Origin of the sequence: Synechococcus sp. CS-1329 (genome assembly GCF_025128055.1) — a bacterium.
Lineage (GTDB): Bacteria > Cyanobacteriota > Cyanobacteriia > PCC-6307 > Cyanobiaceae > Regnicoccus_A.
The window spans coordinates 21,038-34,840 of record NZ_JAHLYS010000014.1 but is presented as its reverse complement, the minus strand read 5'-3'; the positions used below and the strand labels follow the sequence as shown (position 1 = coordinate 34,840).

The following is a 13,803-nucleotide window of genomic DNA, read 5'->3' as shown; positions in this document are numbered from 1 at the left end:
GGGAAACCGGTGGGGATGACTTTCTAGAGTGGCGCGACCGAACCCGCTGCACGCCAATGGAAGCGGAGTCGCTCTCCTCCCTCACACCTCTGATTGAAGAGGCGGATCAATGGGGGGAGCTGCTGTTGCTGCTGCCGCTGCTGGTGGCCCTCGAAGCGGTGCTCTCCGCCGATAACGCCATCGCCCTGGCCGCCATCTCCAGGCGGCTGCAGAATCCGCAGCTGCAGCGTCAGGCCCTCAACCTCGGCCTCGGCCTGGCCCTGGCCTTTCGCCTGGTGCTGATCGTGCTGGCCCGCTGGGTGCTGAACTTCTGGCCCCTGCAGCTGGCCGCCGCCGGCTATCTGCTCTGGCTGAGCGTGAGCAACATTCTGGGACCGGCCGAGGAGGCCGGCGGCGATGGGCCTGCGCCGGCCACAGACGCTGCCACGGCCACGGCCACGAATCCGCTGGGGCAGGCGGACACCAGCTCCGGCGGTCACGCCTCAGCGACGGGGCTGGGTTCCGTGGTGGTCACCCTGGCGGTCACCGACCTGGCCTTCTCCCTCGACAGCGTGGCCGCGGCGGTGGCGATCAGCGATCGACTCTGGCTGGTGATGGCCGGCGGGGTGATCGGGGTGATCGCCCTGCGCCTCACTGCCGAGCTGTTCATCCGCTGGCTGGGGGTCTACTCCAACCTGGAGCGGGCCGGTTACCTGGCCGTCGGACTGGTGGGGCTGCGCCTGCTGCTGCGCCTCGGGCTCCCTCAGTTCGAGTTGCCCGAGTGGGCCCTGCTGCTGCTGGTGGCGGGCCTGTTCCTCTGGGGCTTTTCCAGGCGCATCAGCGACGAGGCCGGTGAGGTGACCCCCTGAAACCCTTGCGCATCGAACTTCGCCAGGCCGGCAGCGCTCAGTTGCTGGGCCAACTGGAGCTTGGGGAGCTCGCTGAGATTCCCCAACCCGGCCACTGGTTTCTGCATGGCAGCCGCAGCTTCCTGGTGTTGCAGCGGCACCACCGCTACCAGCTCTGCAATGGCCGCTACGAACTGGCCAGCGTGGCGCTGCAGGTGAAAGCCGAGCGCCAGCCCAGTGAGGCGCGCTGGTGGAACGGCGGCTGGGTGATCGGCGACCCCAGCTGTCGCTTCAATGCCCGCTCGCCGCTGCTGCGCTGCGCCGTGCTGCCCGATGGCCCCTGTGATCGTTGTGCCCACCACAGCGCTCGCCAGGGCTGAGGGCAGCCCTGAGCCCTGCGGCACCAACGGCTCTGGGGCACTGGCACTGGGCAGAGGCCCCGATGCAGACCATCAGCCCAGGGCCTGGCGCAGGGCCACCACGGCGAACACCAGGAACAAGCCCCCACTGAGCCGGAAGAGCAGGCGCTCGGAGAGCAGCTGACCAATCCATTTGCCCGCCCCCACCGCCAGACCCGTGACCAGGGCATGGCCCGCCAGGGTGCCGGCCAGCAGGGCGCTGAAGCTGAATCCCGGCGCGGTGGCCAGCACGATGGTGGCGAACTGGGTGCGATCCCCCAGCTCGGCCATGAACACCAGCAGGAAGGCTTCACGCACCACCAGCCAGCCCCCCGCCCGGCTCTGGTCCTGGTTGGTTTCGGCGGCATTGACCAGATCCTCCGCCGCCTGGGCCTCCTCTTCGGCGGCCTGGGAGCCCATGGTCTGGGCATCGACCAGCAGCTTGATGCCGAATCCGCCGAAGAACACAGCGGCCAGCCAGGGCACTAGCTCCGGAGGCAGCAAACTGCGCAGCCCCAGGCCCAGGCCCAGGGAGATCAACGTCACGGCCGCCAAGGCTGCGAAGGCTCCGATGAACACCCAGCGGGCCCGGTGGCGGGCCGCCAGCAGAAAGGCCACAAAGAAGGTCTTGTCCCCCAGCTCCGCCAGGGTGATCGCCGTGAAGCTGGAGCCGAACGCGGCGATGGCGGGATCGCTGGCCATGAAGGGGGTTGGGGCTGGTGCTCAGAGCGGCTCGGCCTGGGAGACGAAGCCAACTCCTCCGTAGTACTCCAGGATCGGCCGCAGACCCTGGCGAAGACTCTCCAGCGCTTCGCTCTGACAGAAGACGATCACATGAACGTTCGCCCCCAGCCCGCTGAACTCCATCGACTCCGAGACAGAGCCATGGGGGCCACGGCCGGTGACATGGCGAACCACTGAGTAGCCCGGCGCTCCGGCCGCATCGATCAGGTGCACCACCCGCTCAAGTTCCCGTTCGCTGCAGATCAGATCAAGGCGATGCATGGCAGAAGCCGAAAAGTCAGGCAGGGTCAGGTGGCCGGGATGACCAGCCTCACCATCGCCATGTAGAGCGGAATGCCCACGACGATGTTGAACGGGAAAGTCACCCCCAGGGCGGTGGAGATGTAGAGGCTGGGGCTGGCCTGGGGCACCGTCATGCGCATCGCCGCCGGCACGGCGATGTAGGAGGCACTGGCACTGAGCACCATGAACAGCAGCGCATCCCCCTGGGGCAGGCCCAGCAGCCAGGACACCGCCAGGCCGATCCCGGCATTGAACAGCGGCATCAGCACGGCAAAACCGATCAGAAAGGCCCCGGCCCGCCGCAGGTCGCCCACCCGCTGGGCCGCCACGATGCCCATGTCGAGCAGGAAGAAGCTGAGGGCTCCATAGAAGAGTTCACCGGTGAAGGGCTCCATCTTCCCCAGCCCCGACGGGCTGAAAGCCGCCACCAGCCCACCGATCACCAGGCTGCCCACCAGCAGCAGCACGGAGCTGTTCAGAAAGGCTTCATGCAGCAGCGAGCCCCAGCGGATCCCCTCGCGAGGGTCCTCCTTCGTTTCGCCTGGGGCCAGCTTCACCAGCAGCAGGCCAACAATGATTGCCGGGGATTCCATCAGCGCCAGGGCGGCCACCATGAAGCCGTCGTGGGGCATGCCCGTGATGCCCAGGAAGCTCTCGGCAGTGATGAAGGTGACGGCACTGATGGAGCCGTAGGTGGCGGCGATCGCCGCCGCATTGAAGGTGTCGAGCTGGCGCTTGAGCACCAGGAAGCTGTAGAGGGGCACCAGGGCCGACATCAGCATCGCCGCTGCGATCGTGCTGATCACCTGGGGACCGAGGCCGCTGTGGAGCAGCTCCACACCCCCCTTGAAGCCGATCGCCAGCAGCAGGTAGAGGGAGAAGAGCTTCGGCAACGGCGCCGGGATCTCCAGGTCGGATCCCACCAGCACGGCGATCACCCCGAGGGCGAAGAACAGCACCGGCGGTGAGAGCAGATTCTGCAGCACCAGGCTGGTCTCCATTCAGGCGCCCGGTAAGTGATCGACTCTCGAGCCAGAACAGTACCGAGGGCAGCAGCAGCCCAGGTCAGGCGATGCGTTTGTTCGCACAGTGGTGCGCTTCAGCCCTTCACCGCATCGCCACTGGCGCTGGGGAGGATGAAGCGCTGCAGCAGCACGAACAGCACCAGCACCGGCAGGATCGACACCACCGATCCGGCGGCTACAAGGCGCCAGTCGAGGGAGAAGCTGCTGGCCAGTTGCTGCAGTCCCAGGGGCAGGGTGTACAGCCTGGGGTCGTCAAGGATCACCAGCGGCCAGAGGAAATCACTCCAGGTGCCGATGAACACGAACATCGCCAGGGTGATCAGATCGGCCCGGGCGGCGGGGATCATCACGTTCCACCATTCCCCCACCGGCGTGCAGCCATCGATGCGGGCCGCTTCCTCCAGCTCCACCGGCACGCCAAGAAAACTCTGGCGCAGCAGAAAGATGCCGAAGGCTGTGGCGGCCTGGGGAATGATCAGAGCCCAGAGGGTATTCCTCAGACCCAGTTGCACCATCATCAGATAGAGCGGAATCATCACCACCTGGAAGGGGATCAAGATGGTGGCCACCACCAGGGCCAGCACCAGGCCGCGGCCGGCAAAGCGCATCCGCGCCAGCGGATAGGCCGCCAGCGAACAGAATAACAGATTCCCCAGCACCGCCAGCAGGCTCACCACCGTGCTGTTGAACAGATACAGGCCGAGGGGGTAGTCGGCGAAGAGACGGCCATAGGCCTCCAGGCTCGGCTGGGCCGGAATCAGCGACGGTGGTGTGGAGAAGATGTTTTCGGCGGGGCCCTTCAGCGACGTGCTCACCAGCCAGAGCAGGGGCACCAGCATCAGCAGGGCCAGCAGCAGCAGCGCCCCCAGCTGCAAGGCACTCATCCAGAGAGGTCGTTGGTCCTTCACAGCCGCGGCAGCTCCGCCACCGGCAGAGAGGCCTTCTGGGGATGCAGAGGCTGGCGATCGATCCCATGCACCAGCCGGTTGAGGGCATGGACGAAGGCCTGGGCCGCTGCCACGACGATGTCGGTGTCGGCGGCATGGCCGGCGTAGAGCACCCCTTGGTGGCGCAGCCGAATCGTGACCTCGCCCATGGCATCAATGCCTTCGGTGACCGACTTGACGCTGAACTCCACCAGCTCGTTGGGCACCCGCGCCAGGCTGTTGAGGGCCTGGTAGACGGCATCGACCGGACCGGTGCCGATGGCGGCCTCGGTGAGTTCAGCCCCATCGCTGGTGGTGAGGGTGACGGTGGCGGTGGGGCGCAGGTTGGTGCCGGTGCTCACCTGCACCAGCTTGAGCACATAGCGGGCCTCGGTCTGCTGGGCCTGATCGCTGACGATCGCCTCCAGATCCCGGTCGGTGATCTCGCGCTTGCGATCAGCCAGCTCCTTGAAACGGGCGAAGGCCTCGTCGAGGTCGTCGCGCTCGAGGGTGTAACCGAGATCCTCCAGCCGCGCCCGGAAGGCACTGCGGCCGCTCAGCTTGCCCAGGGAGATGCGGTTATCGGCCAGGCCGATGGTGCGGGCATCGACGATCTCGTAGGTGAGGCGGTTCTTGAGCACGCCGTCCTGGTGGATGCCCGATTCATGGGCGAAGGCATTGGCCCCCACGATCGCCTTGTTGGGCTGCACGGCCATGCCGGTGAGATTGCTCACCAGCCGGGAGGTCTTGTAGATCTCCTCGGTGCGCACCCCCGTGAGTGGCTCCGTGCTGCCGGCCTCGCGGCCGAGGAAGGGGTTGAAGTAGGCCCGGCGCACATGCAGGGCCATCACCAGCTCCTCGAGGGAGGCGTTGCCGGCCCGCTCACCGATGCCGTTGATCGTGCACTCCAGCTGGCGGGCACCGTTTTTGACCGCCTCGAGGAAGTTGGCCACCGCCAGGCCCAGGTCGTTGTGGCCGTGCACCGAGATCACCGCCTGATCGATGTTGGGCACATGGGCCTCGATGCCGGCGATCAGACCCCCGAATTCAGCCGGCGTGGTGTAGCCGACGGTGTCGGGGATGTTGATGGTGGTGGCGCCTGCGCGGATGGCGGCCTCAATCACCTCATAGAGATAGTGGGGATCGGAGCGACCGGCGTCCTCGCAGGAGAACTCCACATCTTCAACCACGGACCGGGCGTAGGCCACCATTTCGGCGGTGATCGCCACCACCTCGGCGCGGGTCTTGCGCAGCTTGTGCTCGAGGTGAATGTCGCTGGTGGCGATGAAGGTGTGGATGCGTCGCCGGGCGGCGGGGGTCACCGCCTCAGCGCAGGCCTTGATGTCACCACGGGCCGCCCGGGCCAGGCCACAGATCACCGGCCCCTCGGGGGTGCCCACGGCAGCGGCGATGCGCTGCACCGCATTGAAATCACCGGGACTGGCGAAGGGGAAGCCGGCTTCGATGATGTCGACCCGCAGACGGGCGAGCTGGTGGGCAATCGCCAGCTTCTCCTCCAGGTTGAGGCTGGCCCCGGGGGATTGCTCACCGTCCCGGAGGGTGGTGTCGAAGATCAAGACCCGGCCGGGATCCTTGGCCATGACCGTTACAAGTCGATGTGAGTATGAGTTAAGGGGATCCTAGAGGGACGGCGCGACCGCCACCTCCAAGGAACTGCCCTCCAGACGCTCCTGCGGGCGGCGCACCAGCTCCCGGTGGAACACCGGTACCTGGGCGGCTTCGGCCTTCTCCAGTTGCTTGCGCCGCCCGGCCAGGTCCACAAACACATCCACGGCGTTGCGCAGCTCCCTGGGCACCATGCCATCGGTGTTCAGCAGCGTGGTCCGCACTCCCCTGGCCCGCAGCGTTTCGACCACCCGCTCCAGATCCCGGCTGCCACTCAACAGCCACACCTCATCAAGGCGATGGGCCACCAGCATCAGATCCAGACAGATCTCCACATCCAGGTTCGCCCGGGCGAACTGGCGGTGCTCAGGATCCGCACCGAACTCGCGCAGGGGTTTGCTGCGAACCGTGTAACCCAGGCTGGTGAGGGCATCGCGGAACGGCCGCTGATCGGTCGGATCCTTCAGGCCCGTGTACCAGTAGGCGCCGTCCAGCTCCACGTCAGGTCCGGCACTGGCCATCTCCAGCAGGCGGCGGGGATCAAAGAACCAGCCCAGCTTCTGCTGGGCATAGAACATGCCGTGACCATCCACGATCACCACGCGTCGGATCGTGCCTTGCTCCACCTGTGCCCCGCCTGGCCTCATGGCTCCAGCGTAAAGAACTTTGAGCACCGGAGACCAAACAAGGGGGGCCCGTAAGGTGGCTTCATTGATGGATGGTCGATGGCCACAGGCACCCTGGCCCTGGTCCTTCATGCCCATCTCCCCTTCGTCCGGAACAGTCGGCCCGGCTCCCTGGAGGAAGACTGGTATTTCCAGGCTCTGCTCGAGAGCTATCTGCCCCTGCTGCGGGTGCTGGAAGCCAGCCGGGATGATCCCGCCCAGCAGCCCCACCTCAGCCTCGGGCTCTCGCCCACCCTGCTGAGCCTGATCAGCGATCCGGTGCTGAGCGCACGCTTCCCCGACTGGATCGCCCAGCGCCAGCGCCTGCTGGCTCTGGCTCCGTCCAGCCTGCGCGGTGCCGCCAGCGCTCTGGCTGAAACCCTCGAGAACACTCGAGAGGGCTGGCTCGCCAGCGGCGGCCGGCTGCTGGAGCGCTTCCGGCAGTTGCAGCAGGACGGGGTGCTCGACCTGCTCACCTGCGCCGCCACCCACGGCTACCTGCCGCTGCTGCGCCACAGCCCCGAAGCGGTGAGGGCCCAGCTGATCAATGCCGTGCGCGAACACCAGCGCTTGCTGGGGGAGCGCCCCTTGGGCATCTGGCTGCCGGAGTGTGCTTACTACGAAGGTCTTGATCTGCTGCTGCGGCAGTGCGGCCTGCGCTATGCCGTGCTCGATGCCCATGGCCTGCTGCATGCCCTGCCGCGGCCGCGCTACGGGGTGTACGCGCCGATCTGCTCACCGGCGGGCCTTGCCTTCTTTGGCCGCGATGGCTCCGCCACCCTGCCGGTGTGGTCGGCCTCGGAGGGCTATCCAGGCGATGGCCACTACCGGGAATTTCACCGCGACCTGGGCTGGGACCTGAGCGAAGCCCAGTTGCACGCCCAGGGCATCACCAGCTCCAGGCCCCTGGGCCTGAAGCTGCACCGGGTCAGCAGCCAGGGCTCCGCGCTCGATCGCAAGCTGCCCTACGACCCGCAGGCGGCGGCCAGCCGCACGGTGGAGCACGCCAGCGCTTACCTGGCCGGCCGCAGCCAGGAGCTGGAGGTCCTGGCTGCGGCCATGGCCCGCCCCCCCCTGCTGGTGGCACCTTTCGACGCGGAGTTGTTCGGCCACTGGTGGTACGAGGGACCCCTGTTTCTGGCCGAGCTGTTCCGCCAGGGACCCAGCGCCGGTGTGGAGTTCAGCAGCCTGCGCCGTGTCCTTGAACGGGGGGACCCCCTGCAGGTCTGCCGCCCTTCCCCCTCCAGCTGGGGCCAGGGGGGGTACCACCACTACTGGCTCCACCAGAGCAATGCCTGGGTGGTGCCGGAGTGGCACCGGGCCTCCGCCGCCATGGTCAAGCGGGTGAACGGCGGCGTGGCCACCGAAAGCCAGCGGCGCCAGCTCACCCAGGCGGGGCGGGAGCTGCTGCTGGCCCAGAGCTCTGACTGGAGCTTCATCCTGCGGGCCGGCACCACCACCGAGCTGGCCCGGGAGCGGATCCACCGCCATCTCGATCGTTTCTGGAGACTGATGCACGCCATCGAGACCGGCATGGCCTTGCCTGAGGGCTGGCTGGAGGCCATCGAGGCCGAAGACGGCTTGCTGCCCCAGCTGAACGCGGCGGACTGGGCCACCGCCATCAGATTACCGGCTGACTGACTTGAGCTTCCATGCCCTTCGCTGAAGCGAGGGGCTTCGGCACCAGCCCGGGTACGCTTTCGGCCAAGGACTTCTCCGGGCTGGCCACCTCCAGGCCTGCAGCCATGTACTCCCATCTGCTCGTTCCCATCGACGGATCCGACGTCTCAGCCAAGGCCGTCCATGGGGCCGTGGCCTTCGCCAAGGAGATGGGTGCGCGCCTCACCTTCTTCAATGCCCGCAGTGTCCTGCCGGTGTCGATGGTGGGCACCGGCACCATGCTCGATGCCGGCACGCTGGAAAACCTCAGCGTGGTGGCACGGGAGAATGCCGAGCGAATTCTCGCGGACGCTCAGGCGGTGGCCGAGAGTGCCGGTGTGCCCTGCAGCGGTGAGGGGGTGATCAACGATCTGCCCCATGAGGCCATCATCGAGGCGGCTGCTCAGCACGGCTGCGATCTCATCTTCATGGCCTCCCATGGCCGCCGGGGCCTGAGCGGTCTGTTGCTGGGCAGCCAGACCCAGCGGATGCTGATCCATGCGCCCTTACCGGTGCTGGTGTTCCGCTGAGGGCGGCGCAGCGGCTATCCCCGCAGGGCTCGCCCCAGCAGGGCCGCTTCGCGTCCCTTCAGCTGCATCAGTCCCCAGCGCACTGCTGCCGGTGCCTTGGCAAACAGGCGCAGCATCGCCACCACCAGCTCGCTGAGGCTGAGGGTGTTGCTCAAAAATCCATACCACTGACGCTGGGGCAGGTCAAAGAAGGTGCTGAAGAACTGGCGCAGCTCCTGCTCGGAGAAGCGCATCAACTTCTCCAGGCCGAACTGGTAAATGCCGTGCTTGCGCACCAGCTCCGGGGTCCAGAGGGTGGCCCAGGCCAGCTCGGCCACCTGGGCAGCGTCGAGGTCGGGCCGTGCCAGGCCTGAGGCAATGGCAGCCGCCAGGCCAGGGGCGCGCCGCAGCAGGGAGCCCACCAGGTAACCCGAAGCGGGGTGCACCAGGCTGGCGGCTCCTCCGAAGCCCAGCACCCGCTGGCTGAGGTCGGGCAGGGGCAGGTTCATCGGAAACAGGCAGCGCTCCTCGTGCTCCTGCTGCAGCACCGCCACGCCCCGGTGGGCCAGCCGCCGCTGCAGGCGGTCCTGAAGCACCGCAATGGGCACCGGTGGCGCCAGGGCCAGGGAGGTTTCCTCCACAAAGAAACGCCCCTCGCCCAGATCCATGGCGTAGAGGAACGTGGGGGGTCCCTGGCGCTCCTCCGCGCTCAGATGCTCGCTGCGGTAGTCCATCAACACGAACTGGCCCGGCGGCACCGGATCCGCGGTGAAGGTGCCCACGATTCCATAGGCCGCCTGGGCCGCCACCGGCCCCAGGGCCGGCCGTTGCACGAACACCGGATCGTGGCCCGTGGTGTCGATCACCAGGCGGGCCCTGAGCACCTCCCCCTCCCGGGTGGTCACCTGGGAGCCCTGGGCATCGTGGCTCAGCTCAGCCGCCAGACCCCGCCGCCAGTCCATGCCGGAGCAACGCCCCAGCCAGTGGCGCTGAAGTTTGTCGGCATCAAACAGGCCGTAGTCGCGGCTGAGGGCCACAGGATCGGCGCCGAAGTAGCTGACGCAATTCGACCAGCGGTGTTGGAGCAGATGGGACAGGTGGAGCTGATCCAGCTCCGCTGCCCAGATGCCGTAGGTGTTCGGCCAAGGGCTGGTGGGGTCGTCTGCCGAAAGCCCCATCACCTTCAGGCCGAGGGGGACAAGCTCGCTGGCGATGGCCAGCCCCGCAGGACCGGCCCCGAGCACCAGCACATCGACGGCGGAGGCTGGTGTCAGGGGGACTCCGGTGGCGAGGGGATCTCAGAGGTGTCTGCGCTGGCAGCGGGATCAGTGGCCTCAGCAACATCGGCGAGCTCTTCGTCGTCGGGGGCCGGGGGCACCAGCACCACCTCGCTGAGACGATCACCGCTGTCGAGCTTCTGCAGGCGCACCCCCGTGGCGGCCCGCGATTGCTGGGGGATGTTGTCGGCCTGCATGCGCACGATCACCCCCCGCTCACTCACCAGCAGCAGTTCCTCGCCGGCGCCCATCACCGTCAGCCCCACCAGCACGTCACCATCGCGGCGGAACTTGATGGCACGCAGGCCCAGGCCGGCCCGGCGCTGCAGACGGAACTGGGTGACCGGCACCCGCTTGCCCAGCCCACTGGCGGAGGCCACCAGCACCCAGGGGCCCTCGGCGCTCTCACCGGCCTCCGGAGGCTCCTCCTCCTCGCCGGCCGAAGCCGACGAGCTGGCCACCTGATCCGCCAGTTCGGCCGGCAGCACGTCCATGCTCACCAGCTCATCGCCACTGCGCAGGGCCATGGCGCGCACACCACGGGCGGTGCGGCCCAGGGGGCGCAGTTCGCCATCGGTGAGGCGGAAGTGGATCGTCATGCCCTTGAGGGAGCCGATCAGCACGCTGTCACCCGGCAGGGCCAGCCGTGCCCAGCGCAGGGCGTCGCCCTCTTCGAGGCTGATGGCGATCAGGCCGTTGGAGCGGATGTTGGCGAAAGCCGACAGCCGGGTGCGCTTGATGTAGCCGCCGCTGGTGAGCATCAGCAGCTGAACATCGTCGTCGAAGGCACTCACCGCCACCAGAGACGTGATCTGCTCTTCGCGGGGAATCGGCAGCAACTGCACCACCGGAGTGCCCTTGGCACCGCGGCTGCCCACCGGCACCCGATAGGCGGGAACGGCATAGACCACACCACGATCACTGAACAGCAGCAGGGTGTCGTGGTCGTTGCAACTGATGAACAGCCGCACGGCCTCCTCACCCTGGCTGCGGGTGCCGGCCTTGCCGCGAGTGCCGCGGCTGGTGGCCTCGAACTCGCTCACCGGCATGCGCTTGAGGTAGCCGTTCTCGGTGAGCAGCACCACCGACCGCTCATTGGCGATCAGATCGATGTCTTCGAGCCCACCCTCCAGATCAAGGATCTCGGTGCGGCGCTCCGATGGATAGCGCTCGCGCAGCTGAACCAACTCCGCTTCGATCAAAGCGAGCACGCGCTCACGCCGGCCCAGAATGTCTTTGTAATCAGCGATCTTGGTGACAAGATCCTCATGCTCCAGACGGATCTTGTCGGCCTCAAGGGCTGTGAGCCGGCGCAGCTGCATCTGCAGAATCGCATCCGACTGAATCTCACTGAGGCCATGGCGCTCCTGCAGCTGCAGGCGGGCTGTGGCCGCATCCGAGGCCGCCCGGATCAGGGCGATGATCGGATCGAGCTGATCGAGCGCCAGCAGCAGACCCAGCAGGATATGGTCCCTCTCCTCGGCCTTGCGCAGCAGATAGCGGGTGCGCCGCTCGATTGTTTCGATGCGGAATTCGAGGAACACCTCGAGCATGCGCCGCAGGGTGAGCAGCACCGGCTCACTGTTCACCAGCGCCAGCATGTGGGCGCTGAAGTTGCTCTGCAGCGGCGTGAGCTTGAACAGGTTGTTGAGCACCACCTGCGGATAAGCATCGCGGCGCAACTCGATCACGATGCGCATGCCATCGCGATCACTCTCATCGCGGATGTCGGAAATGCCATCGAGCTTCTTATCATTCACCATCTCGGCGATGCGCTCGATCAGCGCCGCCTTGTTGGTTTGATAGGGAAGTTCGGTGATGATCACCGCATCGCGATCGGGGCGGCCGGGAATTTCCAGCGTTTCGATCGCGGCCACTCCGCGCATGGTCACCGAGCCGCGGCCGGTGGTGTAGGTCTCGCGGATGCCGCGGCGGCCGAGAATCTGGCCGCCGGTGGGGAAATCAGGCCCGGGGATCAGCGCCAGCAGGGCCCTCTCCTCAAGATCAGGATCAGCGATCAGGGCCAGCAGGCCATTGATCAGTTCGGTGAGGTTGTGGGGGGGAATGTTGGTGGCCATACCCACCGCGATGCCCGAGGAGCCATTCAGCAGCAGGTGCGGCACCCGCGCCGGCATCACCGTGGGTTCCTGCTGGGAACCGTCGAAGTTGTCGATGTAATCGACGGTTTCCGCTTCGATGTCCTCCAGCAGGCTGTCGGTGGTGAGGGCCTGCAGCCGTGATTCGGTGTATCGCATCGCCGCCGGAGGGTCGTTGTCGACCGAGCCGAAGTTGCCGTGACCATCGATCAGCGGCATGCGCATCGAGAAGTCCTGGGCCATGCGCACCAGGGCGTCGTAGACGGCCGTATCCCCGTGGGGGTGGTATTTGCCGAGCACTTCGCCCACCACCCGGGCGCACTTGCGGTAGGGCCGATCGCTGGTGAGACCGAGCTCGTACATCGCGTAGAGGATGCGCCGGTGCACCGGTTTGAGCCCGTCGCGGGCATCGGGCAGAGCCCGGCCCACGATCACGCTCATCGCGTACTCCAGATAGGAGCGCGACATCTCATTGCGCAGGTCTGTCTGGATGATCCGCCCGTCGGATTCGCCGGGACCCGTTGGATCCGCCATCTCGCACCACACTGCCGAAGGCCAGGTTAAGCGAGGCTGGGTCCACCGTCTTCAGGCTGCCTGCACCGATGAGCTCCGCCCCCCCCAGCTCCCGCACACAAGCGCAGCTGCTGGAGCGCCAGAGCACCGGTGACCTGGCGGTGCGCGACGGCGCGGAGTTCCGCGCCCTGGTAGCCGCCGAAGGACTGGAGACGGCGTATGCCAGCACCGATGTGGTGGTGGCGGCCAATGCCGAGTTCAGCGATCAGGCCACGCTCCAGCTCAGCCTCGGCCCCTGTGATCCGCCCATGCGCCTGCGTGAGGCGCGGCTGGACGGGGTGCTGGCCCTCGGAGCCAGCGGCAGCGGCGGCCTGACCCTGCCGATCGGGGGCGGGATCTCGGACCCGGAGCAGCAGGGCGGCGCCCAGGTGTTGGCCAGGTTGCTGGCGGGGCTGGAGGTGGAGCTGGTGGCCAGTGGCGAAGGCACGACCCTGCATCCGCGCCGGGAACTGCAGACCCGTCTTCAGCTCGACCGTCTTGGTGTGGCACGCCTGCTACTGCATCGCGCCATCAGCGAGAACGGCATCGTGGCCGTGAGCAGCGCCGAGGGGGTCACCCACAGCCCCTACGGCCCCCTGCTGGGCCCCTATGGCAGCGCCCTGTACAGCAGTGCTGGCTGCCGCAGCATCGGCCTGACCATGCCTGGGCTCAGCCTGCTGGGCCCAGGCTCACCGGTGCTGGTGGCCGGGGCGATCGGCTGGGTGATCGGCGCCGGCAGCGGCCACCAGCCTCAGATCCGGCGGCTGCCCAGCGGCCATGCCCGTGGGCCGGGGGCCGTGGCGGCGCTGAGCGTCGATCTGGCGGACCTGAAGGCCGAGTGGATCCGCCCCTGCCATTTCGAAGGCCACGGCAGTGCCCTGCTGGTGGCGATCGCAGCACCGGTTCCTCTGATCAATCTGGCCGTGGCCCGCCAGGCCGCCTGCGGCGACGACCAGCTCGAGGCCCCCGTGCTCGATTTTTCCATCCCCCGCCGGATCCGGCCCAGCTTCGGCTTCGTTCCCTACAGCCACCTGCTCGCCGGTGAGATCCAGGTGGACGCCCGCAGGCTGCGCTGCGCCCCGGCCCACAGTCCGCGCCTGGCCGAGGAGATCGGCGCCGAACTGATCCAGCGCCTGCGTGAGGGCTCCTTTCCCCTGCGACTTCCCCTGCTCCCCCTCAGTGATCGCCCGGGCCTGATTCCCCTCGAAGGCTGAGGG

The 13,803-nt window shown here is 67.3% G+C and carries 13 protein-coding genes; 5 read left to right on the top strand and 8 right to left on the bottom strand.

Translation table 11 applies throughout. The features are described from left to right. Positions 1 to 56 precede the first annotated feature (56 nt). The gene (locus KQ304_RS02210) at positions 57 to 848 is read left to right on the top strand and encodes a TerC family protein (RefSeq protein WP_259735487.1); all 792 of its coding nucleotides are present in this window, start codon (positions 57 to 59) and stop codon (positions 846 to 848) included. A 5-nt stretch (positions 849 to 853) separates the two neighbouring features. Then, positions 854 to 1,207 carry a DUF6464 family protein gene (locus tag KQ304_RS02205; protein ID WP_259735486.1) on the top strand — a complete coding sequence of 118 codons (354 nt, stop codon included), beginning with the start codon at positions 854 to 856 and terminating at the stop codon, positions 1,205 to 1,207. Between the two features lie 72 nt (positions 1,208 to 1,279). On the opposite strand, the gene KQ304_RS02200 is transcribed toward KQ304_RS02205, so the two are convergent. The 6 genes from KQ304_RS02200 to KQ304_RS02175 form a co-directional block, all read right to left on the bottom strand. Then, complete coding sequence (locus KQ304_RS02200; RefSeq protein WP_259735485.1) at positions 1,280 to 1,927, bottom strand: TMEM165/GDT1 family protein; 648 nt, start codon at positions 1,925 to 1,927, stop codon at positions 1,280 to 1,282. Positions 1,928 to 1,948: 21 nt separating this feature from the next. Next, on the bottom strand, positions 1,949 to 2,230 hold the full coding sequence (locus KQ304_RS02195; RefSeq protein ID WP_259735484.1) for a P-II family nitrogen regulator: 282 nt from the start codon (positions 2,228 to 2,230) through the stop codon (positions 1,949 to 1,951). Between the two features lie 26 nt (positions 2,231 to 2,256). Next, positions 2,257 to 3,252, bottom strand: a complete 996-nt coding sequence (locus tag KQ304_RS02190; RefSeq protein WP_259735483.1) for a sodium-dependent bicarbonate transport family permease — start codon at positions 3,250 to 3,252, stop codon at positions 2,257 to 2,259. 98 nt (positions 3,253 to 3,350) lie between these two features. Further along, the gene (locus tag KQ304_RS02185) at positions 3,351 to 4,160 is read right to left on the bottom strand and encodes a carbohydrate ABC transporter permease (protein ID WP_259735482.1); all 810 of its coding nucleotides are present in this window, start codon (positions 4,158 to 4,160) and stop codon (positions 3,351 to 3,353) included. A gap of 20 nt (positions 4,161 to 4,180) precedes the next feature. After that, positions 4,181 to 5,803, bottom strand: coding sequence for a 2-isopropylmalate synthase (locus KQ304_RS02180; RefSeq protein ID WP_259735481.1), 1,623 nt, complete (start codon positions 5,801 to 5,803; stop codon positions 4,181 to 4,183). A 39-nt stretch (positions 5,804 to 5,842) separates the two neighbouring features. Beyond that, the gene (locus KQ304_RS02175; RefSeq protein WP_311133879.1) at positions 5,843 to 6,454 is read right to left on the bottom strand and encodes an NYN domain-containing protein; all 612 of its coding nucleotides are present in this window, start codon (positions 6,452 to 6,454) and stop codon (positions 5,843 to 5,845) included. 99 nt (positions 6,455 to 6,553) lie between these two features. Between KQ304_RS02175 and KQ304_RS02170 the strand changes: the two genes are divergently transcribed. Both KQ304_RS02170 and KQ304_RS02165 read left to right on the top strand, forming a co-directional pair. Next, complete coding sequence (locus KQ304_RS02170) at positions 6,554 to 8,134, top strand: glycoside hydrolase family 57 protein (RefSeq protein ID WP_259735480.1); 1,581 nt, start codon at positions 6,554 to 6,556, stop codon at positions 8,132 to 8,134. An 11-nt stretch (positions 8,135 to 8,145) separates the two neighbouring features. Further along, on the top strand, positions 8,146 to 8,682 hold the full coding sequence (locus KQ304_RS02165; protein ID WP_311133878.1) for a universal stress protein: 537 nt from the start codon (positions 8,146 to 8,148) through the stop codon (positions 8,680 to 8,682). 14 nt (positions 8,683 to 8,696) lie between these two features. On the opposite strand, the gene crtL is transcribed toward KQ304_RS02165, so the two are convergent. Both crtL and gyrA read right to left on the bottom strand, forming a co-directional pair. After that, on the bottom strand, positions 8,697 to 9,935 hold the full coding sequence (crtL, locus tag KQ304_RS02160) for a lycopene beta cyclase (protein WP_259735514.1): 1,239 nt from the start codon (positions 9,933 to 9,935) through the stop codon (positions 8,697 to 8,699). After that, the gene (gene gyrA / locus KQ304_RS02155) at positions 9,932 to 12,568 is read right to left on the bottom strand and encodes a DNA gyrase subunit A (protein ID WP_259735479.1); all 2,637 of its coding nucleotides are present in this window, start codon (positions 12,566 to 12,568) and stop codon (positions 9,932 to 9,934) included. Before gyrA ends, crtL begins: the two co-directional genes overlap by 4 nt. Before the next feature lie 68 nt (positions 12,569 to 12,636). Here gyrA and KQ304_RS02150 point away from each other — a divergent pair, with 68 nt between their 5' ends. Then, the gene (locus KQ304_RS02150) at positions 12,637 to 13,800 is read left to right on the top strand and encodes a homocysteine biosynthesis protein (RefSeq protein ID WP_259735478.1); all 1,164 of its coding nucleotides are present in this window, start codon (positions 12,637 to 12,639) and stop codon (positions 13,798 to 13,800) included. The last annotated feature ends 3 nt before the right edge of the window (positions 13,801 to 13,803 follow it).